Origin of the sequence: uncultured Roseovarius sp. (genome assembly GCF_913057115.1) — a bacterium.
In the GTDB taxonomy this organism is placed as follows: Bacteria; Pseudomonadota; Alphaproteobacteria; order Rhodobacterales; family Rhodobacteraceae; genus Roseovarius.
In genome coordinates this window covers 1-22,170 of the sequence record NZ_CAJXNN010000008.1, presented here as the reverse complement: position 1 = coordinate 22,170, position 22,170 = coordinate 1, and the positions used below count along the sequence as shown (strand labels likewise).

General features: G+C 57.8%; 23 protein-coding genes, 1 tRNA gene and 1 pseudogene. 13 read left to right on the top strand and 12 right to left on the bottom strand.

Annotation, left to right across the window (positions count from 1 at the left end; translation table 11 throughout):
* Nucleotides 1-33 precede the first annotated feature (33 nt).
* The 6 genes from pqqA to idi all read left to right on the top strand — a co-directional run bounded on the left by pqqA (nt 34) and on the right by idi (nt 3,821).
* Nucleotides 34-141 (top strand): pyrroloquinoline quinone precursor peptide PqqA, encoded by a 108-nt coding sequence (pqqA, locus tag QZ498_RS05265; protein WP_154149101.1) that lies wholly within the window; start codon nt 34-36, stop codon nt 139-141.
* Nucleotides 142-164: 23 nt separating this feature from the next.
* The gene (gene pqqB / locus QZ498_RS05260) at nt 165-1,052 is read left to right on the top strand and encodes a pyrroloquinoline quinone biosynthesis protein PqqB (protein ID WP_294620683.1); all 888 of its coding nucleotides are present in this window, start codon (nt 165-167) and stop codon (nt 1,050-1,052) included.
* Nucleotides 1,049-1,777, top strand: a complete 729-nt coding sequence (gene pqqC / locus QZ498_RS05255) for a pyrroloquinoline-quinone synthase PqqC (protein WP_294620682.1) — start codon at nt 1,049-1,051, stop codon at nt 1,775-1,777. The genes pqqB and pqqC overlap by 4 nt, the downstream gene beginning before the upstream one ends.
* On the top strand, nt 1,774-2,058 hold the full coding sequence (pqqD, locus tag QZ498_RS05250; protein ID WP_294620681.1) for a pyrroloquinoline quinone biosynthesis peptide chaperone PqqD: 285 nt from the start codon (nt 1,774-1,776) through the stop codon (nt 2,056-2,058). The genes pqqC and pqqD overlap by 4 nt, the downstream gene beginning before the upstream one ends.
* Nucleotides 2,058-3,134: a pyrroloquinoline quinone biosynthesis protein PqqE gene (gene pqqE, locus QZ498_RS05245; RefSeq protein WP_294620680.1), complete on the top strand. Its 1,077-nt coding sequence runs from the start codon at nt 2,058-2,060 to the stop codon at nt 3,132-3,134. The genes pqqD and pqqE overlap by 1 nt, the downstream gene beginning before the upstream one ends.
* Before the next feature lie 159 nt (nt 3,135-3,293).
* Nucleotides 3,294-3,821, top strand: coding sequence for an isopentenyl-diphosphate Delta-isomerase (gene idi / locus QZ498_RS05240; protein ID WP_294620679.1), 528 nt, complete (start codon nt 3,294-3,296; stop codon nt 3,819-3,821).
* A 38-nt stretch (nt 3,822-3,859) separates the two neighbouring features.
* On the opposite strand, the gene QZ498_RS05235 is transcribed toward idi, so the two are convergent.
* The 5 genes from QZ498_RS05235 to QZ498_RS05215 all read right to left on the bottom strand — a co-directional run bounded on the left by QZ498_RS05235 (nt 3,860) and on the right by QZ498_RS05215 (nt 8,502).
* Nucleotides 3,860-3,934, bottom strand: a tRNA-Glu gene (locus QZ498_RS05235).
* 112 nt (nt 3,935-4,046) lie between these two features.
* Nucleotides 4,047-5,795 carry a single-stranded-DNA-specific exonuclease RecJ gene (gene recJ / locus QZ498_RS05230; protein WP_294620678.1) on the bottom strand — a complete coding sequence of 583 codons (1,749 nt, stop codon included), beginning with the start codon at nt 5,793-5,795 and terminating at the stop codon, nt 4,047-4,049.
* A 3-nt stretch (nt 5,796-5,798) separates the two neighbouring features.
* Nucleotides 5,799-6,764, bottom strand: coding sequence for a class II fructose-bisphosphatase (glpX, locus tag QZ498_RS05225; protein WP_294620677.1), 966 nt, complete (start codon nt 6,762-6,764; stop codon nt 5,799-5,801).
* A 68-nt stretch (nt 6,765-6,832) separates the two neighbouring features.
* Entirely contained in the window at nt 6,833-8,119 is a 1,287-nt protein-coding gene (locus tag QZ498_RS05220) for a homoserine dehydrogenase (protein ID WP_294620676.1), read from the bottom strand.
* An 89-nt stretch (nt 8,120-8,208) separates the two neighbouring features.
* Nucleotides 8,209-8,502, bottom strand: a complete 294-nt coding sequence (locus QZ498_RS05215) for a hypothetical protein (protein WP_294620675.1) — start codon at nt 8,500-8,502, stop codon at nt 8,209-8,211.
* 104 nt (nt 8,503-8,606) lie between these two features.
* Here QZ498_RS05215 and QZ498_RS05210 point away from each other — a divergent pair, with 104 nt between their 5' ends.
* Nucleotides 8,607-9,224 (top strand): TetR/AcrR family transcriptional regulator, encoded by a 618-nt coding sequence (locus QZ498_RS05210; RefSeq protein ID WP_294620674.1) that lies wholly within the window; start codon nt 8,607-8,609, stop codon nt 9,222-9,224.
* Between the two features lie 479 nt (nt 9,225-9,703).
* On the opposite strand, the gene QZ498_RS05205 is transcribed toward QZ498_RS05210, so the two are convergent.
* The gene (locus tag QZ498_RS05205) at nt 9,704-9,970 is read right to left on the bottom strand and encodes a hypothetical protein (RefSeq protein WP_294620673.1); all 267 of its coding nucleotides are present in this window, start codon (nt 9,968-9,970) and stop codon (nt 9,704-9,706) included.
* Between the two features lie 372 nt (nt 9,971-10,342).
* On the opposite strand from QZ498_RS05205, the gene QZ498_RS05200 reads away from it, so the two are divergent.
* A complete protein-coding gene (locus QZ498_RS05200) occupies nt 10,343-10,714 on the top strand; it encodes a hypothetical protein (protein ID WP_294620672.1) in 372 nt (123 codons plus the stop codon).
* Between the two features lie 211 nt (nt 10,715-10,925).
* Entirely contained in the window at nt 10,926-12,953 is a 2,028-nt protein-coding gene (locus QZ498_RS05195) for a PAS domain-containing hybrid sensor histidine kinase/response regulator (protein WP_294620671.1), read from the top strand.
* A 145-nt stretch (nt 12,954-13,098) separates the two neighbouring features.
* Here the strand turns inward: QZ498_RS05195 and QZ498_RS05190 are convergent, their stop codons facing one another.
* Nucleotides 13,099-13,566 carry a hypothetical protein gene (locus QZ498_RS05190; protein WP_294620756.1) on the bottom strand — a complete coding sequence of 156 codons (468 nt, stop codon included), beginning with the start codon at nt 13,564-13,566 and terminating at the stop codon, nt 13,099-13,101.
* A gap of 437 nt (nt 13,567-14,003) precedes the next feature.
* A complete protein-coding gene (locus QZ498_RS05185; protein WP_294620670.1) occupies nt 14,004-14,546 on the bottom strand; it encodes a recombinase family protein in 543 nt (180 codons plus the stop codon).
* Between the two features lie 629 nt (nt 14,547-15,175).
* Between QZ498_RS05185 and QZ498_RS05180 the strand changes: the two genes are divergently transcribed.
* Nucleotides 15,176-16,087 carry a hypothetical protein gene (locus QZ498_RS05180; RefSeq protein WP_294620669.1) on the top strand — a complete coding sequence of 304 codons (912 nt, stop codon included), beginning with the start codon at nt 15,176-15,178 and terminating at the stop codon, nt 16,085-16,087.
* A gap of 84 nt (nt 16,088-16,171) precedes the next feature.
* Here QZ498_RS05180 and istB read toward each other — a convergent pair whose 3' ends face one another.
* From istB to QZ498_RS05160, 4 genes and pseudogenes are all read right to left on the bottom strand, one after another.
* Nucleotides 16,172-16,981 carry an IS21-like element helper ATPase IstB gene (gene istB, locus QZ498_RS05175; RefSeq protein WP_294620668.1) on the bottom strand — a complete coding sequence of 270 codons (810 nt, stop codon included), beginning with the start codon at nt 16,979-16,981 and terminating at the stop codon, nt 16,172-16,174.
* Nucleotides 16,978-17,439, bottom strand: a pseudogene (locus tag QZ498_RS05170) (IS21 family transposase); the annotation flags it as partial. The pseudogene QZ498_RS05170 and the gene istB, both read right to left, overlap by 4 nt.
* 453 nt (nt 17,440-17,892) lie before the next feature.
* The gene (locus tag QZ498_RS05165) at nt 17,893-18,924 is read right to left on the bottom strand and encodes an IS110 family transposase (RefSeq protein ID WP_294620667.1); all 1,032 of its coding nucleotides are present in this window, start codon (nt 18,922-18,924) and stop codon (nt 17,893-17,895) included.
* A gap of 159 nt (nt 18,925-19,083) precedes the next feature.
* On the bottom strand, nt 19,084-20,019 hold the full coding sequence (locus tag QZ498_RS05160) for a transposase (protein ID WP_294620666.1): 936 nt from the start codon (nt 20,017-20,019) through the stop codon (nt 19,084-19,086).
* Between the two features lie 197 nt (nt 20,020-20,216).
* Here QZ498_RS05160 and QZ498_RS05155 point away from each other — a divergent pair, with 197 nt between their 5' ends.
* From QZ498_RS05155 to QZ498_RS05145, 3 genes are all read left to right on the top strand, one after another.
* Nucleotides 20,217-20,807, top strand: a complete 591-nt coding sequence (locus QZ498_RS05155; RefSeq protein ID WP_294620755.1) for a recombinase family protein — start codon at nt 20,217-20,219, stop codon at nt 20,805-20,807.
* Between the two features lie 425 nt (nt 20,808-21,232).
* A complete protein-coding gene (locus QZ498_RS05150; RefSeq protein WP_294620665.1) occupies nt 21,233-21,613 on the top strand; it encodes a hypothetical protein in 381 nt (126 codons plus the stop codon).
* Between the two features lie 150 nt (nt 21,614-21,763).
* Nucleotides 21,764-22,170, top strand: a 407-nt coding sequence (locus tag QZ498_RS05145; protein ID WP_294620754.1) for a ParA family protein, incomplete at its 3' end; no start/stop codon positions are given.

Here is a 22,170-nt window from a genome sequence, read left to right as displayed (position 1 = left end):
GAGGTGAACCAGACAGCTATGGGAGGAAAACGCATGTCCTGGACTGCCCCGAAACTGAAAGAAGTCAACTGCGGCATGGAGATCAACATGTATTCTCCGGCCGAGGACGAAGGCCGCGATTACGAGCACGATCTGTTTTGATCGCTTGAGGCGGAGGGCCCGGGATGCGTTTTCTTGTCTTGGGGGCCTCTGCCGGTGGCGGCCTGCCGCAGTGGAACTGTGGCTGCAAGAATTGTAACGATGCCCGGGCGGGGAAAATCCCTGCATCCGGGCAATCGTCTTTGGCGGTGTCACTGGATGGGCGGGATTGGGCGGTGCTGAATGCTTCGCCCGACATCCGTCAGCAGATGCTGGATAACCCGGCGATGCACCCGCGCAACCTGCGCCATACGCCCATCGCGTCGGTCCTGCTGACCAACGGCGATATCGACCATATCGCCGGGCTGCTCAGCTTACGTGAACAAACCCCCTTCACCCTCTACGCCACCGGCGACATCCTCGATGTGCTGGCGCAGAATCGGATTTTCGACGCGGTGAACCGCGAGAAGGTGACGCGCGAGCGTGTCGCCCTCAACACCGACATTCCCCTTCTGCCAAACCTCACCGCGCGGCTGTTCGCGGTACCGGGCAAGGTGCCGCTATTCATGGAAGGCGAGAGCGTTCAGACCGATCTGATGGGCGAGCAAACCGTTGGCGTCCGCCTCGAAGGCGGCGGCAAGGTGGCCTACTACATCCCCGGCTGCGCCGAGGTGACGCCCGACCTTTTGGCGCAACTCCAAGACGCCGATCAGCTTTTCTTCGACGGCACCCTTTGGGATGACGAGGAAATGATCCGCACCGGTACCGGCGTCAAAACCGGCCGCCGCATGGGCCATATCCCGGTCAGTGGCCCGGATGGCTCCATCGCCAAACTGGCCGATCTCAAGACTGCCAAAACCTTCATTCACATCAACAACACCAACCCCATCCTGCAACCGGATAGCCCCGAACGCGCCACAGCGCTGGCCGCCGGTTGGACCATCGCCCAAGACGGGCAGGAGATCACGCCATGAGCCGCGAAGGTCTTGAGGCCCGCCTGCGCCAAATCGGGGCGGAACGCTATCACGATAAACACCCCTTCCATCACCTGCTGCATTCGGGGGGCTGCACCGCCGATCAGGTGCGCGCATGGGTCATCAACCGCTGGGCCTATCAGGCGGCGATCCCGATGAAGGATGCCGCCTTCATGTCGCGCTGCACCGATCCGGCCATGCGCCGTGAATGGCGCTCGCGGATCGAAGATCACGATGGCGGGGTTGCAGAGGGCGGCGGCATCCGCCGTTGGCTCAAACTGGCCGAGGCGGTGGGGCTGGACCCTGATTATGTCGCCTCGGGGCGCGGGGTGCTGCCCGCCACGCAATTCGCCGTGGATGCCTATATCCGCTATGTGCGCGATATGCCTCTGCTACAGGCCGTGGCCTCCTCGCTGACGGAACTCTTCGCGCCAAAGATCCACGAAAAACGCATCGAAGGCCTGTTGGAGCATTACGATTTCGCCAATCCCGACAGTCTCAGCTATTTCCGCAAACGCCTGACCGAAGCACCCAAGGATGTGGCCTTTGGCCTTGAATGGGTGCTGACCCACGCCGACACGCCCGAAAAGGAAGACATGGCCGCCGAGGCGCTGATTTTCAAAACCAACGTGCTTTGGGCGCAACTGGACGCGCTGCATAGTGCCTATGTCGGTCCGGGCCGCATCCCGCCCGGCGCGTGGCAACCGGGCGAGGGGCTGGCATGAGCCTTGCGCTATCCCCCGACGACCGCCCCTACCTGCCGCGCGGTGTGCGCCTGCATGACGATCGGGTGCGCGGCAGCACCGTGCTTTTGGCCCCGGAAAAAGCCGTGGAACTGGATCAGATCGGCGTCGCCATCCTGAGTCGGGTGAATGGTGAGGATACCTTCGCCCAGATCATCCAAGACCTCGCCCAAACCTACAACGCCCCGGCCCAGCAAATCGAACAGGATGTGCAACGCTTCCTTGTCGGGTTGCGCGCCCGGCTTTACCTGATGGTGCACTGATGAGCGTGCCGCCCCCCATCGCCATGCTGGCGGAACTGACCCACCGCTGTCCGCTCAGCTGCCCCTATTGCTCTAACCCGTTGGAGATGGCGGCGAAGGAGGCGGAGCTCGATACCGAAACATGGGCCGATGTTTTCCGCCAAGCCGCCGAAATGGGCGTTCTGCAATTGCACCTCTCGGGGGGCGAACCCGCCTCGCGCCGCGATCTTGAGGAATTGACCCGCGCCGCCCATGCGGCGGGGCTTTATACCAACCTCATCACCTCGGCCATTGGCCTGACCCCGCGCCGCTTGGACGCGCTGGAGGCCGCGGGGCTGGATCATATCCAACTGTCCTTGCAAGGGACCAATGCGCAGCTGGCCGATAAAATCGGCGGCTATCGCGGTGGCTTTGATCGCAAGATGCAGGCGGCGGAAGAGATCGCCAAGCGCGGCATTCCCCTGACACTCAACGCGGTCATGCACCGGCAAAACCTTGATGATCTGGACCGCACGATTGACATGGCGGTGGAACTGGGCGCGCGGCGTTTGGAAGTGGCCTGCGTGCAGTTCCACGGCTGGGCCACCAAGAACATCGCGGCCCTTCTGCCCACGCGCGAGCAGACCGAGGCGGCCAAGGACAAAGTGGCCGAGGCATCCAAGCGCCTGCGCGGGGTGCTGGCCTTCGATTTCGTACCGCCCGATTACTACGCCGATTATCCCAAATCCTGCATGGGCGGTTGGGGCTCGGCGGGGTTGAACGTGGCCCCGGATGGCAGCGTTCTGCCCTGCCACGCGGCGCAGACCATTCCGCATTTGCAGTTCGATAATGTCCGCGACACCGCGCTCAAATCCATCTGGTATGACAGCGCCGCCTTCAACGCCTATCGCGGCACCGATTGGCTGCCCGAACCCTGCCAAAGCTGCGATCGCAAAGAGGTCGATTTCGGCGGTTGCCGTTGTCAGGCCTTGGCGCTGGCCGGTGACGCCGGCGCGACTGATCCGGTCTGCGTGAAATCCCCCGATCATCACCGCGTTGTCGCGATGTTGGCCGAGGGGGAGGACGAGGCCGACTTGACCTATCGCGTGAACGCCTGAGCGGCGTTTCGTACGACTCGTACGACTTGGTTCAGAAACCACAGGATTTTCGTACGAAAATCGGGATACATTCGTACGAGTCGTACGCTGGTCATCGGTTGGGCTGCGCGTTAAAACCGGCAGCCAAACCATGTCCCACGTTAACCTTTTCAGGATCAGATGACCGCCCAAGATCACACTCTTATCCCCGCTTGGGTCGATGGCACCCTGACGCCGGTCGAAAAGCTGCGCGCGCATCTTGAGGGGCTGCGGCACAAGGCGGTGTCGGTCTTTGTTCTTTATGAAAATCAAGTGCTTATACAGCGCCGCGCCTTGGGGAAGTATCATACGCCGGGCCTGTGGGCGAACACCTGTTGCACCCACCCGCATTGGGATGAAGCGCCCGAGGCCTGCGCCCATCGTCGTCTGAAAGAAGAGTTGGGAATCAAGGGCTTAGCCCTCGCGTACCGGCAACAGGTTGAGTATCGCGCCGATGTCGGCGGGGGGCTGATCGAGCATGAATTGGTCGATATTTTCGTGGCCCGGGTTGATCACCGTATCCCGACCGCCCCCAACCCCGAGGAAGTGATGGATGTGGCATGGGTCGAGATCGACAGCCTTGCACAAGACACCCAGACGCAGGCTGAGGTTTTTACCCCGTGGTTGCGGATTTACCTAAAGGATCACGCGGCGCAGATCTTTTCCTAAGCGCCGGGGTGTAAATATCGGTGATATAAGGCAAAAGGTGGTAGCCCGTAGGGGAATCGAACCCCTCTTTCCAGGTTGAAAACCTGGCGTCCTAACCGATAGACGAACGGGCCATACCGTGGCGTGAGGCGGTTACTAGGCAAAAGCGGCGACACGCGCAAGAGGGTTTTTGCAAAAAAACGTCTTGGAAAACCATTCTTTTGGCGCCGCCCTTCATACTCGCTCTCAACCCGCCTCCGCGGCGTCTTCAAGGCGCAGTTGCACGCTTTGCCGCCCGCCCCAAGTGTTAATATCCAACCGCCCGGCAAGGTGGAAGCGCGCACCTCCATGCTGCTCAAGCCGCTGTCCGAGCGGTCCGTCATAAGCTCCGAAGGCAATCGCCTCCATGCTGGCGCCCATACCGTCGCCAAAGCGCAGTTTGAGGTGCGATTCGCCTACCCGTTTGGCGAATTGGATGGCCATGTCGGGGAAGGCATAGCGCGGGCCGGGGGCGCCCGCACCGAAGGGGCCTGCGGCTTCGATCTGTTCGACTAGGTCAACGGTGGCTGCGCCGGGCATCAGCACACCGTCAAGGCGCAGATCGGCGGGGCCTGCGGTGCCTGCGCCTTGTTTGGCCAAAAGCTCGGACAGGCGGGCCATGGCGTCGTCGAGTTTGTCGCGCGCCACGGTGAGGCCTGCGGCCATCTTGTGCCCGCCGCCTTTGATTAAAAGGCCTTCGGCGGCGAGTTTCTGGATCGAGGCCCCCAGATCGACACCCGAGACAGAGCGGCCCGAGCCTTTGCCCTCGTCGCCGTCAAAGCCGATGACGATGGCGGGGCGGTTGGTGGTCTCTTTCAGGCGCGAGGCGACGATGCCGACGACACCGGGGTGCCAGCCTTCGCCCGCGGCCCAGACAAGCGGCGCGTCCAGCCCGCGTTCTTCCGCTTGATCAAGGGCAGCGGCGCGCACCAGTGCTTCGATCTCACGCCGTTCGGTGTTGAGTTGATCCAGCCGTTCGGCCATGGATTTCGCCTCGGCCAAGTTATCGCAGGCCAGAAGCCGCGCGCCCAGATCGGCGCGGCCGACGCGGCCCCCGGCATTGACGCGCGGGCCGAGGACGAAGCCAAGGTGATAGGCGGCGGGGGCGGTATCGAGGCGTGAGATATCCGACAGCGCCACAAGGCCCGGGCGGTCACGCCGGGCCATGACGCGCAGACCTTGGCGCACGAAGGCGCGGTTGACGCCCTTGAGCGGGGCCACATCGGCCACGGTGGCCAGTGCCACAAGGTCGAGCATCGCCATAAGGTCCGGCCCGAGTTTGCCCGCCTCGCGCAATTGGCGGCCTGCTTCGACCAGCATCAGGAAGACCACGGCAGCGGCGCAGAGATGCGCCAGATCGCCGGGCTCGTCCTGTCGGTTGGGGTTCACCACGGCCAAGGCAGGCGGCAGGGATTCACCGCCCAAGTGGTGATCGAGCACAAGCACATCCGCCCCCTTGGCGGCGGCGATGGCCTCATGGCTCAGCGTGCCGCAATCGACGCAGATGATCAGGTCATGCTTGGCGGCCAGATCGGCCATGGCCGGTTCATTGGGGCCATAGCCCTCGTCGATCCGGTCGGGAATATAGAGCGTAGCGGGAAGGCCCATCTGGCGTAGCCAGTCGATCAGCAGCGCGGCGGAGCTGCCGCCATCAACGTCGTAATCAGCGAAAATCGCGATTTTTTCGCGCCGGTCTACGGATTGCAGAAAGCGGGCGGCGGCGAGTTCCATGTCCTTGAGGCTGCGCGGGTCGGGCAGCAGGTCGCGCAGTTGTGGTGCGAGATAAGCCTCGCCTTCTTCGGTTGCGACGCCAAGCCGGGTGAGCGTTTGGCAAAGCGGGCGGGGCAGGGCGGTGGCCTGTGCCATGGCTTCGGCCTGCCGCTCAACCTCCAAAGACGGGCCGATCCAATGCCGCCCCGTCAGGGAGTGTGTGATGCCAAGAAAGCCCTCGGCCACGCGTCAGCGCAGAGGGTTGCGGTAGGTCATCCGGCGCAGTGAGCCGGTTTTCGACCGCATCAGGACCGTTTCGGTTTCCACGTATTCCGGGCGGCGCTTGATGCCCTTTACAACCGAGCCGTCGGTGACCCCGGTCGCGGCGATGATCACCTCGCTGGTGACCATTTCATCGCGTGAATAGACGCGGTCGAGGTCGGTGATGCCCGCCTTGGCGGCGCGGCCCTTTTCATCGTCATTGCGGAACAGGAGGCGGCCCCACATTTGCCCCCCCATGCACTTCAGGGCACTGGCAGCCAGCACGCCTTCGGGTGCACCCCCGGCCCCCATATACATATCAATGCCAGTCAGGGCGGGTTCTGCACAGTGCATCACGCCGGCAACGTCGCCATCGGTAATCATGTGAATCGCTGCCCCGGTGGAGCGGACGCTGTCGATCATCTCTTGGTGGCGGGGGCGTTCGAGGATGCACACGGTGATTTCGTGCGGCGCGCAGCCTTTGGCCTTGGCCAATGCCTCGACCCGTTCCTTGGGGCTCATCTCAAGCGAGACAACATCCTTGTCATAGCCGGGACCGATGGCGAGCTTGTCCATATAGACATCGGGCGCGTGCAGGAGCGTGCCGCGCGGTGCCATGGCGATGACAGTGAGGGCATTGGGCATGGCCTTGGCGGTGAGTGTGGTGCCTTCGAGCGGGTCAAGCGCGATATCCACGCCGGGGCCATCACCTGTGCCCACCTCTTCACCGATGTAAAGCATCGGCGCTTCGTCGCGTTCGCCTTCGCCGATGACCACGACACCCTTGATCGAAAGCAGGTTCAGCTGTTCGCGCATCGCGTTTACCGCTGCTTGGTCGGCGGCCTTTTCGTCACCGCGCCCGATCAGGTCGGCACAGGCCAGTGCGGCGGCCTCGGAGACACGGGCCAAGCCCAGTGAAAGCATTCGGTCATTGAAATCCACGGGGGCGGTCATGGCAAATCCTTGTTGTTTTCAAGCCGCGTCAGCATTAGCGGCCCGGGGTCTTGCGCACAAGGGCGCGGTCAAACGGTTTCGATCCGCAGGGCGACGGGCGAGGTGGCCATGACGTCGAGTTTCGACATGGCCTCAAGTGCTGTGTCCAAGGCGCTACGGGTCGTTTTGTGGGTCACGACCAGAACCGGGGCGGTGCTGTCGTCGTGGCGGTACTGGCGCATCCGGTCGATGGAAATGCCCGCCTCGCCCAGAACGGTTGCCACCTTGGCCAGAGCGCCGGGTTTGTCGTCAAGCGCCATGCGCAGGTAATAGGGGGCGGGTGTCACCGCGCGGGCGGCCTTGGCCTTGATCAGCTTTTCAGTGGGTTTGCCGAAAGTGGGCAGGCGCACGCCACGGGCGATATCCATCACGTCGCCCATCACCGCGCTGGCGGTGGGGCCTTCACCCGCGCCGGGGCCGCGCAACACGATCTGTTCGACCATATCGCCTTCGAGTACGCACATATTGGTGCCGCCTTCAAGCTGGCCCAAGGGGCTGGAGGCGGGGACGAGGCAGGGCGACATGCGTTGTTCCAGCCCGCGGCCCGTCAATTGCGCCACGCCCAGAAGCTTGATGCGATAGCCCATGTCGGCGGCGTGGTTGATGTCTTCCAGTGTGATCGACTGGATGCCTTCCAGTTCGACAGCGTCGAAGTCGACCTGCGTGCCAAAGGCGATGGAGGACAGGATCGCCAGCTTGTGACCGGCGTCGATGCCGCCGACGTCCAAATTGGGATCGGCTTCGAGATAGCCCAGTTTGTCGGCCTCTTCGAACAGCGCGTTATAGCCTTGGCCGGTGGCTTGCATCCGGGTGAGGATATAGTTGCAGGTGCCGTTCATCACGCCCATGACGCGGGTTATCTCGTTCCCGGCCAGACCCTCCATCAGGGATTTGATGACCGGGATGCCGCCCGCAACGGCGGCCTCATAGCGGATGGAGCGGCCTCGTTTTTCAGCAAGTTCTGCAAGGGTTTGGCCATGATGGGCCAACATCGCCTTGTTGGCGGTGACCACATGTTTGCCAGCCTTGAGCGCAGCTTCGGTCGCCGCCTTCGCGGGGCCGTCCGAACCGCCCATGAGTTCCACGAAAACATCGACGTCGTCGCGGGTGGCGAGTGCGACAGGATCATCTTCCCACGCATAGTCCGACAGGTTCACACCGCGATCCTTGTCACGGGTGCGGGCCGAAACGGCCGTGATCGTCACGGCGCGACCGGCGCGATCTTCCAAAAGGGCGGCCTTTTGGCGGACGATTTTGACAACGCCGGTGCCCACGGTGCCCAGTCCGGCGATACCAAGGCGCAGGGGGTCAGTCATGGGGCTTCTCCGATCGGTCGTTGATTTATGGGTCTGGAAGGGCGATGTAACGGGTTCCTTCGAGCCTTGCAACGCGGGTTTTCGCGGGCTCAGGGTTGGCGAACGCCTTGTGACATCCTTGCCCGGGTACCACCGTCCACCACGGTGCCTTTGAGACGCGCGGCGCGGCTGCGCAGGCGGGCGATCCGGGCATCCAAGGCGGATTGGCTTTCGTCGGTGATCCGCGCGCCGGGAGCCTGCGCGCGAAGGGATTCCGCCGGCACCAGCTCGGGGTAGCGGGCATCGCGTGCGCCAAGTGCTGCATCCTCCTCCAGTTCGGGAAACTGGCTGCAGGCCGCGAGGGTGATGGTGGCGACGAGGCAAGAGAGGGCAAGGTATCGCATGAAACACGGGGCCTTTCGGGGCGGGTGTAACCCTATTGCCATTCTTTGGGCGGGATGGGCAAGCGGGGCTTTGAGCTGAACATCTGTTCAGATAATGTATCGTCATGGCAAGGACGCAAGGCTCCCACTCTGGAATCACCGGCCCGAAGGTGCGCGAAGCGGCGTTGTGCCTTTTCGCGAAAGATGGCTATGCCGCTGTTTCCATGAGACAAATTGCGGCAGAGGTCGGAGTGCAGGCGGGGGCGCTGTATAACTACACACCTGACAAGCAGACGCTGTTGTTCGATCTGCTCAAAGGTCACATGGAAGAGTTGTTGGAAGCCCGTGCCGAAACACCGGTGCCGGGGTGCCCGGCGCGTGCCTTGGAGCAATTCACCCGGTTTCATATCCGGTTTCACCATGAAAGGCCCGAGGCTGTTTTCATCTCCTACATGGAGTTGCGCAATTTGACGCCGGAAAACTTCGAGGTAATTGAAGGGCTTAGACGGAATTACGAGGATCAGCTGGAAGACATCCTGCGGCGCGGCGTGGCCAGCGGCGCCTTCGATGTGGCCGAGCCGAAGATCGCCACAATGGCGGTGATCGCCATGCTGACCGGGGTCAACACATGGTTCCGCGAAGGTGGACGTCTGAGCCTGCCTGAGGTTGAAGAGATATACTGGCACATGGTGCGCAAGGCGGTGACTGCGCCGCAGCGCATTGAATCAGAGTTAACTGCCTGAAATACAGAATAAATCCCTATCGGCATCACGTCGGTATTCTGTCGGTATCGCGTCGGTGTCACAAGAGCCGATGACCGTGGTTAACAGGCCGCGCGCCCATTTTGTGTCAGACCCGGCTATCCAGCCGATAATCCCATGATTTGGAAGTAATTGGAGGCGAGTACCGGACTCGCCCTTTATCTCCTAAATAACTGAAAAATAATGATAATTATTTTTGCTTAGTGCCCACCATGCTGTTTGATTTAGTACCCAATTCTACTTTGAATCGATAGTGAGCGGGCCACGATAAATTGCTTGGGGATAATTTATTCGCAAAATAGCAAGGGACAGTAATGCCATCGACCCGCTCACCTGTTAGGTCTATTTCGTCAGGAATGAGCAAACCAACGAGCGAGACCCAAAAGACTGACAACACGGGTCGATGGTCTGGGCATTGACGAAAATCAACTCAGATAAAAACGTAAGCATAAGCCCAAGCGTCAGTTCAAAAGCTGCATCGCCACGTAGTAGTTTGGAACAACACCAACAATCGTAACTAGCAAAAGTTTTGAAAGTCTAACGGATTTTGCAAGCCATCCATTTTTTGTGACAGCCGGTTCAAATGTGTAGGCGGCAGCCATGACAGCGTACCCACCTGCGAGCTTCCGGCGCTTCTCAATCTCAAGTTCGGCCAAAGCACGCTCAAAAACTTGCTCTTGACGCAACGCTTCAGCCTGTTTGCGATCGTAAATTGCTTGTCCGTCCAAGGTAGTTCTCCTTTAAATCTTGTGCTGCGTTTATCGACCCGCAGGGCACACATAGGACATTCAACCTTAAAGTCAGTAAGGACTGATAAGGCTTACTCAGACCCTCAAAGCAAATGGACGGTTGTAGCCAGTGACTAGACTTGCCAGCATCACCAACAATCACCTTGGGCTACAGCTCGAACTGAGTGGGCATTACTCTATGGTTCCATGTCAGTCTACGATTGATGTGCTCGGCTGTCAGACTGATTTCAGCAAGGTGGCTTACGGAACCGACTTTTCTGCTCGAAGCAACCGGAATGAACCTAGAGGTCTACGATACGAAGGTGTAATTGCCCCTAAAGGCGTCATGGGCTTCCTCAGCAAAGGAACGACTTGAAAAAAGAGATTCCTTTTCGCTCAATCACAGGCATCGAGGTTAAGGAAGCTGGGGTTGCTGTCGGTTACATTCAATTCACTCTCGGGGGAGGTAATGAACTTCGGGGAGGGCTAACAAGCGCATATAGCGATGAAAACACAGTTACCTTCGGAGGTGCGCTTGAAGGCGGCAATGATGCCAAGAATAAGCTAGCAGCAGAAATAAAGAGTTTCATCGAAGCTAAAACGAAAGAAACACATAAGCCTCAGGCTCCCCCAAAAGCCAGCTTGAGTGAGGAAAACGGGAAGCTACAAAAACTGCATGCTTCTGGTGCTTTATCCGACGATGAATTTGCCGCTGCGAACGCAGAGTTGATTGCGGATGAATGAATCATCAATGCCAAAATTGCGCCGTAGTGACTGCAAAAGCACAGTGCGAGTATCGTTCGTTATTACTTTCGTGGGTGGCTCTGGAAAGGCGATGCCTTGAATACAGAATTTGAATCTTTGATGCAATAAATCTTGACGTTACCAGGCTAGTTGGCCAAGGGAAGCGCGAACAGCCAAGGTGCGGCAAAATTCCGGCGGTGCGTGAAGAAAAGTGGGCTTTCAATTGGATACGCAAAAACAACTAGAACAAACACTCAAAGCGCTAGCGGAGACACGTGAAAAACTGCACGAGAGTGAGCAAAAGTTTCGGTCATTCCTCGATACAGCCAATGACGTCGTTTATATTTTATCGCTAGATGGGACGTTCAAGTTTCTGTCGCCCCGTATCCTCGATGTACTCGGCTACCAGCAGGACGAGCTGGTAGGACAGCACTTCGCGAACGTCATCCATCCTGACGATCTGCCTCATTGTCAGAATTTTTTCGAACGAATAGTCACCAATCAACAAGCTGAAGCGGGATTGGAATACCGCGTGCGTCATGCGGATGGCACATGGCGATGGCATGATACGAATGCCGCACCTCTGTTTGATGCCGCGCAAGACTTACAAGGCATGTTGGGGATTGGGCGCGACATCCAAGATCGCAAGATGGCAACGGCCGCTATGCAAAAGGCGCTTGAAAGAGCAGAAGCGGCATCACTCGCACGCAGTCGGTTTATCTCAACGATGAACCACGAAATACGCACCCCCCTTGGCGGGATGTTAGGTATTATTGATCTGATGGCGCTTGACGAAACTGACCCCGAAAAAAAGGAACTCCTACAATACGCCAAATTGGCGGGCAAAAGCCTGAACAGGATTGTCGATGACGTACTCGACTTTTCCAAGATGGAAGCGGGCGTTCTGGTGTTCGAGCAGGAGCCTGTCAGTATTCGCGATGTCCTTGATACCGCCAAGGTGATCTTCGGGTCTTCAGATAGTGGACAGGACCGCTCGATTGTCACCAAAATTAGTAACAGCGTACCAAACTATTTCATCGGCGACGCGAACCGTCTTCGACAATTGATTTCCAATTTCGTCAGCAACGCAATTCGCTATTCGCAGGACGGACCAATTATTATCCGCGCAAATGCGGATCAAAAGGGTGCGAAATGGCGCTTGCGGGTTGAAGTAGAAGATTTCGGGGTGGGGATCTCCGAGAAGGACAAGACGAACCTGTTCAGGGATTTCTCACAGATTGACAACCCTTTGAGTGCTGCGGCCAAAGGAACAGGGCTAGGCTTGGCAATTTGTAAGCGTATCATCGAAGGATTAGATGGCGATATCGGTGTCGAGAGCCGGTTGGGCGAGGGAACAACGTTCTGGTTCGAGCTGGATGTCACCTCTAAAGAGGGGTCAGATGTGGATGCTTTTGAAACAGATGAGCCGCCCGTCTTGGAACTAGAGGGGCGACGCATCCTCGTGGCAGAAGACAATATCATTAACCAAAAGTTGTTCCTGACCTTTGCGCGGCGCATGGGCCTAAAAACCGACCTTGCAGAAACCGGCCGCAGCGCCACTGAGCAATTTGAACCAGGCAAATATGACCTCGTTCTGATGGATGTCTCAATGCCTGAGATGGATGGCTTCGAGGCCATATCCTTCATCCAGTCAAAATATGGTAAGGAAAAACTGCCACCCATTCTGGCACTTACCGCACACACAGCAGACTTCATTGAGAAACAAGCAGTGCTTCTGGGTGTCGAGCGTATCCTTGCCAAGCCTGTTGAATATGAAACGCTCAAACGAGAATTGGAAGACGCGCTGAATCTTGAGCCGAGGCCGGCGGTACGACGCATGGAGAGTAACGCAGCGGACCTACCACTTTCGAACAACTCAGCTACGGCGTTGGAAACGCTGCAACAGGTGATAGCACCGGAGGTCCATAAAAAGCTTTTACCTGATTTTGGCACACAGGGGCTATTAGACCTTGCGCGCAAGTTCTTGAAGGACGCTAACCGGCGCCTTGGCAGTATCATAGAAGCGGAGACCGACGGTGACTACGCTGAAGTCGCTTTACAGGTGCATACGTTAAAGGGCTCGGCGAGGACAGTTGGTTTTCGGGAAGTGGAAAACTGGGCAAGCGACGTTGAAGCCACCGCGCTTACTTCTGACGTGGGGGGCATCGCGGAAAGTGCTAGATTGTTGCGAGCCAAGCTTATGGAGCTGGAAGAGTCTTTATCTTTGCCTACCCATTGAGTTGTGCTGATTTTTTTATGATGAACCAGAAATCCTCCGTTAAAAAACCTTAAATCTGTCCCATATGCGCTGCCGTCAGAGACTTTTCGTGGGAAAAGAGGGCTTCACGGACCCGTCACGCTTTCGTGCCGCTCCGGTTGCTCACTTAAGCGACCTTTCTTTCGAAAGCCAATGGCCTTTTCCATCCCAATGCTGAGTGCCTTCGACGTGGATTGTAGAAGCCGTTGATGTATTCGAAGATTGCGACCTCGCGCTTGAGATCAGATTGGGCGACTGGTTTCTCAGGATTACGCCGGTCCTGCTTTATCCAGCGGCTCAACGTTGAGAAGCCGGCGCCAAAATCTGCTGCTACCTGCTTGCGTGGCAGCCCGCTCGTCAACGCGACACGCACTGCTTCGGCGCGGAATTCAGGGGGTGGGTTCTGTGGCATGATGTTTCTCATTTGTGGCAAAAAAAATAAGTCAAAGGAGCGGAACAATTCCGTGGCAGGTGTAGTTGGTAAATTGGTTGAGGCTATGCTTGAGGCTAAAAATAGATAGCGTGGATTACCTATGTTGACACTGCGAATGGTTGGGTATGTGGCAATTGCTCTTTCTGTGGTTGGGTTGATCATCTCTTTTTCTGAGGGATGGCTATATTTTGTACCCACATTGGGGCTGTTAGTCCCTGGTATACAACTCCTCGCCTTTGATGCAGTTGTGGTGGAGGTGAAAAAAAACCGCAAAGTGCTAACGCCTACTCCCGAAAATCGGAGTACTACGCGCTTGGACTCTGGCGATGATAACGAATCCGTCGTCGCGGAGGTCAATGGTATCAAGCTGCGGCAAGATGGCGGAAAGTTGGTTGTGCGTCGTATTACCTTCGATTCAATTGCTGAGTTTGAGTCTTGGGCACAGCGCCAGTGACACTCTGTTTGGGTCTAAGCGCAAAAGTAAAAACTTTCTCTTAAAAATTGGGGGCGTTACTAGACCAACGCAATCCCTAGCTGTGTGAAACTAAGGGTTCCCTACGCGCCTAAGCAGAACCCCTCACATATTATGTCAGTAATATTTACTCGTTTAGAATGCGATGAACTGACATTCGAGAGATGCCCATCTGTTCTGCAATCTTGTAGGTGCTGAGGCCGTCAGAGCGTAGCTTGTGGACTTGATCGCGGTCGATCCGTTTCTTGCCGCCCTTGAACTTCCCAGCGGCCTTGGCTTTGGCAATCCCTTCAGCTTGGCGTTTACGGATGATGTTGCGTTCAAACTCAGCAAAGGCACCCATCATCTGCAATTGTAGCTTGGCGAATGCATCATCAGCGTCGGCGCTGAAGGTCAGACTCTCAGACAAGAAGCTAATATCAACGCCTTTGTCGTTTAGGGTGCTAATAATGTCCTGAAGGTCTCTGAGGTCACGGGCAAGTCGATCGATGGAGTAGACAACCACGCTATCACCTTCACGGGCATAGTCGATCATGGCTTGCAGCGCTGGGCGATCCTTGGCGGACTTACCTGAGAGCTTTTCCTCAAACACTTTATCCAGTTCACCCAAGTCTTGGCGATCTAGGTTCTGGCCTTCTGAACTGACGCGACGGTATCCGATAGTAGCCATGACATTCTCCATTGGTAACATCTGACACTAGACTACAGTGATTCGGTAACAACAGAAAGCAAATTTAAGTCTAATGTTACCGCTTTTTGGTAACAGTCACAGTAGCGTCACTAGACTACACTTGGATGTGACAATCGTGCGCTTTAGTCGGGTTAAAGCTGCTCAGAGGGGTGACCCTGCCTGAAACAACTTTACGTCTATCAAATCGACCTTTGAGCCAAGGCCCTGTTGAACTGCCCAGCGGTGGAAAGCCATCCCCGAGATAGAAATAAAGCCCCAAAAAATAGAGAGCGAACCATTGGTAACCCCTTGGCATCATTACACTTCGTCACCTATGGCGAGGGCAAAGCGCCACTGCAACAAAGAGGGCTTAACCCCATGATCTAACAGCAAAACAAACCCCTTAAGTTGCTGATATTATTGCGGGAATTCAGCTCTGTAGCGTTCTTGATTGAATGTATTCAGACATAACCCGGCTGCATCAAGCTTATAGTACGACCAATAGGGACGGACTCAAGCTACCCACTGTAAGGTATATCTATAATTATGAATATAATACTCTTACCAAGTCTCTCACTTTAGCGGAATTCATCAGGCTCTATTAAGCACTTTTTTGTGAGGCGATGTTCATGGACAATCCAGAGTTCTTTTTCATCTCTCAGGACGCCAATCCTGACCATGTAGCCACCAATGATTTAGTCTGGGAACTGCTAGAAATACTGCATCGTGATGGCGGTCTCCCTCTTGGGAAAGATAAGGCGGCAACTCTCAACAGGAAGCGGGCGTGCTTGGCTGCAAACTTCCTGAGTGCTGTTCGACGGATGCAGAAGAAGGGCAGGAGGAATTTCATCTTCAGAGGCAACAGAAATCACTGGCATAATAGAACAAAGATCGGGACGAAAGTCATCGAGGCGTTTCGAAAGGCGCTAATCAAAAGTGGTGTGATCATCAAGGTGCGGGGTCACTACAATGACACTGACGGTTACGGGTTTGATAGCAAGGCTGAGCTTTTTGAAATCTCTCACAGCCTCTGGAGCAAGGTTGCGTCAACAGAGTTATCATTCACGAATTGCAGCTACCTCAACCCGGTGACGGCCACGGTTCGACGCGACAAGAGCAAAGACACGCAAACTATTTCGATCAGTGAAAGTTCCCAAGTCTACCAAGATTTTATCAAATTACGCGATTGGCATACAGCTATGCCTTTGGTTACCCCTGAAGGCGCTAAACTTGGTTATGGGACACGTTTGTTCAACGCTTATGACCTTGACGTGGGTGGGCGATACCAGTGCGCCTACACGAATGAGCCACCAACAGAGCGAGCCAAGTATACCTTGAACGGGGAAGCAATTGTCGAGGTTGATATTAGTGCCTGTAACCCAACAATTCTGACCGCAATGACCGGTAAAGTTCATCCAAGTTGGCTTGGTTGTGAGGTGCTGAACCCTTACGAAAACTTGATTGCCGAAGGCTTCAAAAAAGCCGAGATCAAAGACTGTAGCGCGACAATCTGGGTGAGAGTTGCGCGTCAATCAGGATGAGAGTCCTTGGTCGCAACGTTTGTGATGATGGCGGGCTTTGCCGCCACCATCAAGTTTTTTCTGGGTTTTGATTGTCGCGGGGCGTCAATCAGGTTTGGTGTTGGCTGGTGTCGCTCTTTGTGCTGGTCGTCCAGGACCTTTTGCCTGCTCGGCAGCGCGGCGCCGATAGCTTTCCACGTTCATCTCGAAGATGGTTGCGTGATGAACGAGTCTGTCGACGGCGGCCAAGGTCATGGCCGGATCAGGGAAGATTGCGTTCCACTCCCCAAAAGGTTGGTTGGCCGTGATCAGCATTGAGCGGCGCTCGTATCGTGCGCTGATGAGTTCGAAGAGGACGCTGGTTTCGGCCTGATCCTTGGTGACGTAGGTGATGTCGTCGAGGATCAGAAGGTGGAATTTATCCAGCTTCGCGATGGTGCTTTCGAGGGCGAGATCGCGCCGGGCTTGCTGCAGCTTCTGAACCAGGTCGGTGGTTCTGGTGAAGAGCACGCGGTAGCCTTTCTCGACAAGGGACAGGCCGATGGCCGATCCGAGATGCGACTTGCCCACACCGGGCGGGCCGAACAGCAGTATGTTGCTGCCCTTTGAGATCCAGCTGTCGCCCGCGGTGATGGCGCTGACATGCGCTTTGGACACCATGGGGACGGCTGAGAAGTCGAAGGTCTCCAGCGTCTTTGCTGGCAGCAGTCTGGCTTGTGCCAGATGTCGCGCGATCCGGCGGCGATCACGTTCCGCCAGTTCATGTTCCACCAAGGTGCTGAGCAGGCGTGCGGCGGGCCACCCTTCTTTATCGGCCTGCTCCGCGAAGCGTGGCCAGAGGGCTTTGATGGCCGGCAAGCGCAACTCGGTGAGGGCAAGGTTGAGGCGGGCGGCATCTGTCTGGGTCGATGTCATGCTGTTACCTCCAGATCGGATGCCGGGGTGCTGGCCAGCCGGTTATAGGACTTGAGATCGGCCAACTGCACCTTGACGGTCGGAAGCGTATCTTCTGATGGGCCAAACAGCGCCCGCAGCGTTGGAATGTCTGGTGTGCGGTGCTGTGAGAGATCTTCTTCGAGGTGCGCGGCCAGTTCGGCTTCACACCCCCGATCGTGGGCCAGCGCCAGAAGATCGACCGTTACGCGGCACGCGGCCTTCTCGCCGGCTCTCTCCAAGAGAACTTCGAACATGTCGCGGAAGGCCTGCCGCGGAAAGAGCTGATCACGGTAGACCAACCCCATCAGAGCCATAGGCTTTTTGCGCAGCGAATGGATGACGTGGTGATAGTTGACCACATGGCCATGGCTGCCATCCCGGAAGGCACGACCGCGCGGCAGCGTCATCAGGAGCGTGCTCCCTAGAAACACCTCGAGTATCCGTCTTCCGTAATGGGGCGTTTTCTGTCAAGCGGTTTTCCAGTCGATAAAACAGTCACCTACGGTTTGGCGTGGTGACGACGCAAGGTGCGTTCGGCGCGGAGACCTGATATATCGGAGGGCCGGACGCACCGGATCTCTGCCAAGCCAACCGTTTTTTCGGTGTTGCCGCTCTGGGCTGCACGTTTGCGATTGCTCCAAAGGCTTCCCATACCGGGATGATGCTTCCGTCCGTAGTCAGCGCGATGGCTGCCACATCATGCCTGGTCCAAATGCGGATCCCGAGTGCCTATCTTATTCACGCGCTCAGACTATGCGTGTCTGGCTGCGAGACGGATAACGGCATCATCGGGGACCGCGTCCCGGTCGGGACCTCGGTGAGCCGCCGCGTATCGGCGCGGCCCGATACCTCCTTCTTGCAGGTTCCGTGTTATCGGTGGCTTTTGACGCTCACGCAGCCGCTGTCTCGATACGCTTGAAGCGGAATTCAGTGCCGTCTTGCCACATGCGATGCAGGATCACCCCGATGCGACGCGCCAGCGCAACAGTCGCACGCCTCTTGCCGCGCCGCTTGGCGACATTCCACGCCCATGCCGTCAGCCAGCTGGGGCGACCCAGGTTCAGCATTACCAAGGCAGCCTGGTAGAGCGCGGTGCGTAGCCCTACATCGCCGGCTCGGGAGATGGCACCCAAGATGTCGCGTTCCCCGGATTGCTCGCGCCTTGGGGTCAAGCCTACCCACGGGCCGACGTCCTTCGAGGATCGAAAGCGATCCGGATCATCGATGGCCGACTTGACCGTCAGCGCCACGATCGCCCCCACGCCAGGCATACTCATGAACTGGCGGCACACGGGGTCGGATTTGGCATGGTCGCGCGAGAGCTTCTCCAAGCCCGCCAACTCTGTACGCAGCACCTTGCGCGCTGTCAGGATCGGATTTGCGGCGGCTTGCAGCATGACATTGCCATCGGCCAGCTCCCGCACCCGGTCCTCGAACCGCCCCTTGGCCACGCGTCCCATCTTCAGCCCGAAATTTCGCAGCACGCCACGGATCGACAGCTCAAGGTTGATGATGGCTTGCTGGATCGCCTTGCGCGCAGACAACAGCGCGCGCAATTCCTGCGCCGATATCGACTTGCAGTGGACCTGCCGAAACCAGCCCATCTGCAAAAGCCGCGCGATGCCTTCGGCATCCCGCCTGTCGGTCTTGATCGGCATCGCCTTGAGCGCGCCCTTCACTTGTCGTGTTTCCATCAGAACCGTATCGAACCCAGCCTCGGTGAGATGCCGATGGAGCCATTGTGACAACGGCCCGGCCTCCAGACCGACACCGACCACGGTGCCCGGCAGCGACTGCAATGCTCGTTCCAGCTCTTCGGGTTCGCTGGCCGCTGTCGTTTCTTTGATCACCTTACCATGGGACGACACCACGCAAATCGCCGTGCTTGCCAGAGAGACGTCCAAACCGATATACAGTTCCATGATGTTGCCCTTTCTTCGCAAAGAAATTCTGGGGCCCGCCTAACCGCACGACCCCGTTGACACGCTTCCGACGTGCCAAGGGCAACGACACCTCAACAAATCCCCGATGGCAATTCACAACAGTGATGTTGAGCGCCAAGCCCCATTACAGCATCTTGATCAAGAGCTTTTTGGCACCCATAAGCGGTCTGCTTTGACCAAGGCGTTTGCGGTTTCGATGAGCTTGCGCATGATCGCGACGATGGCGACTTTTGCGGGTTTGCCTGCGGCTCGCAGGGCCTCGTATTTTGTCTTTAGATCTGGGTTGTAGCGCATCGCCACAAGCGCTGGCATGTAGAGCGCGTCCCGCAGTGGTTTGCGTCCTCCGCTGATGAATGACTTACCCTTCCACTGCCCTGAGTCGCGGTTGTAAGGTACCACGCCAGCGAGGCTGCCAACCTGGCGCCGGTCCAGTGTTCCGATCTCTGGCAGATAGGTGAGAATTGCGGCGCTGGCGACGCTGCCCAGGCCGGGGATCGACTGGACAATTTCACGGCGCCGCGCAGAGGTCTTGTCCGCTTTGATCAGGGCATCAATTTCCCGGTCAAGTTCGCTGAGCTGCTTTTCCACTAAGGCCAGACGCGCTTTCGTCTGGCGCTTAAGGACGGTATTCGTTTGCACATACCCGCGGTTGTTCAAACGTGTCCGCTCTTTGATCAGGGCCGCTCGCGCAACCTGTAAGTCTTTGAGAATACGCGCTGCCTTCGCAACCGGGATGTCAGGTTCCAGCTCCAGGGCGACCCCCATGCGCGCCAGTCCTCGCGCATCCAATGCGTCGGTCTTGGCGCGCGTTCCACAGGCCTCGGCGAACCGGCGCGCCTGCAGTGGGTTCACCTTCACCAAGGGAAGTTTGTCACAAAATCGTTCTTCGAAATTGCGATGATACGGGCCGGTGGGTTCGTACACCACACGGGCGATGTGCGCCTTGCCTAGCCATTTTTCAAAAGCCCGAAATCCGCTGATGGAATTCTCAAAACGCTTCGCTTCGCGGCGTTCCGCGTCAAAAACATCCAAATGGGATTTGGAAATATCCACGCCGATGGTATGCTCTGTCATCTTCTCCACGTCCTATGCTTGTCATGCGTGACTGAAACACGCGTATCCGTTCAGGCCCAAGGGGAAGACGGCGGTCGATCAAACTCGAGAACGGTCCTTCAATAGACCCAGCCGCTTACGATCCAACCGCCGCCACTGCACGCCATAAATGGCGTGGCGTGCAGTGGCTTCCAATACCACGGAAGCCTGCTCAAGTCATAAGACAAGCCGACGGCAGCCAATCCCTCGACCTACAGCGAGACGCGCTCATCGAAGCGGGCGTGGCAGCCAACGGCATCTACGAAGATCAGGCTTCAGGTAAGCGCGACACCAGGCCAGGCCTCGATGCGTGCCTCAAGGCTCTGCGCAAAGGCGATGTCCTGGTCGTCTGGAAGCTCGACCGCCTCGGCCGTGATCTCAAACACCTCGTTACAATCGTGCAGGAACTGACCGATCGCGAGATCGGCCTCCGCGTCCTGACCGGCCAAGGGGCGCAGATCGACACCACCACCGCTGCAGGGCGGTTGATATTCGGCATCTTTGCAGCTCTGGCGGAATTTGAACGGGAACTGATCCGCGAGCGCACTGTCGCAGGTCTCAAGGCGGCCCGGGCGCGAGGGCGAAAAGGCGGTCGCAAATTCGCGCTGACCAAAGCTCAAGTGCGCCTTGCGCAGGCGGCCATGTCAAACCGCGATACCTCCGTCGCGCAGCTCGCAAAGGAGCTCGGCGTCAAGCCTGTCACTATTTACCGATATGTCGGCCCTAACGGAGAGCTCCGAGACAACGGAAGACGCGTCCTGGCCGCCTAACGTACGATCCTGCACTCAGCCGGAAAGGACCCCAAGAGCAGCGTTTCGAGCGCGAGCAGTCTCTCTTGCGCGCGGCACAGGCGCGCGCTCAGCGAGCGGAGGATATCCTGCTCGCTCGCGAAGCCGCCGATCAGCGGCAGTCGGAGGAGAAAGAGACCCCTCCCCTGCCCTCTCAGGAGCCCCCTGCCCTTCCCGCCGAGCCCGAGCAGGAGCAGCGCTCAGATGCCATCACAGAGCCGCGTGAGGGGCTCTCAGGGATTTGGGATAGGCACGCACCGCCGCCGTCGCCTCACGAGGCCGAGGTGGGCGGCCAGGGCGAGACAGGCAAGAGCCGTGATGACACCGGCGACGGCCGTGGAGGCGATGCGGGCACGCCCCCTGCCCCGCCGCGCAGCCAACCGTCGCGCGCGGACGATCCAACCGAGATGCCTGACTTCCTGGCCAATGCGGGCCGAAAAGATCGTCGCGCCGCGGCTGAGAAAGCGCTCGCCCCTGACAAGTCCGAGCCGGAGCCAAAGCAGAGAAGACAGAGGCTTCGCACGCAGCCAGACAAGGATGGCAAGACCGGGCTGTTTTCCGAAGGCAACCGAAAGCGCCGCGCCGAGAAGCAGGCGGATCGTGCGCGCGGTCCGCGCCACCTTGAGCCTGACTATAAGGGACCGGATGCAGAGGAGCGCCGGAAAGCCCTTGAGCTTGAAAAGGCTATCCGTCGCCAGAAGGCTCGGGAAGCGCGGGAACGTGCCCGTCGTAGGGATCGCGATCGCGATGATGGACCGGAGCGGCGAACGAAAGTCGCTGAGTGGTAGCTAATAGATAGCCCATTGGTATTGGATAGCTACTAGCTACTATATTAATACCTGTTTAGTATCGGTTAGCTACTAGATAACATTTGGCTAACTGGTAGCTATCTGGTATCATTGCGTCGATTTGTTGAACCCGAACCCGAAAGAACCGCCATGCCAGTTATTGCATTCGCAAACCCCAAAGGCGGGGCAGGGAAGACCACAAGCGCACTTCTGCTCGCGACAGAGCTTGCAGAGAAGGGTGCCTCCGTGACCTTGCTCGATGCCGATCCAGAAAAATGGATTTCTCAATGGGCAAGCCTGCCCGACAAACCCGAAACGATCACCGTTCATAGCGACGTGACCGAGGACTCGATCGTTGAACAAATCGACGAGGCCGCACAATCCTCGCAATTTGTCATCGTTGATCTCGAAGGCACAGCAAGTCTCATGGTCGCGAATGCCATCGGCATGGCCGACCTGGTGATTATCCCTACCCAAGGCTCGTCGATGGATGCGCGCGGCGCCGCAAAGACCATTCGCTTAATCCGCAACCAAGAGCGTATGGCGCGGAGGTCAAT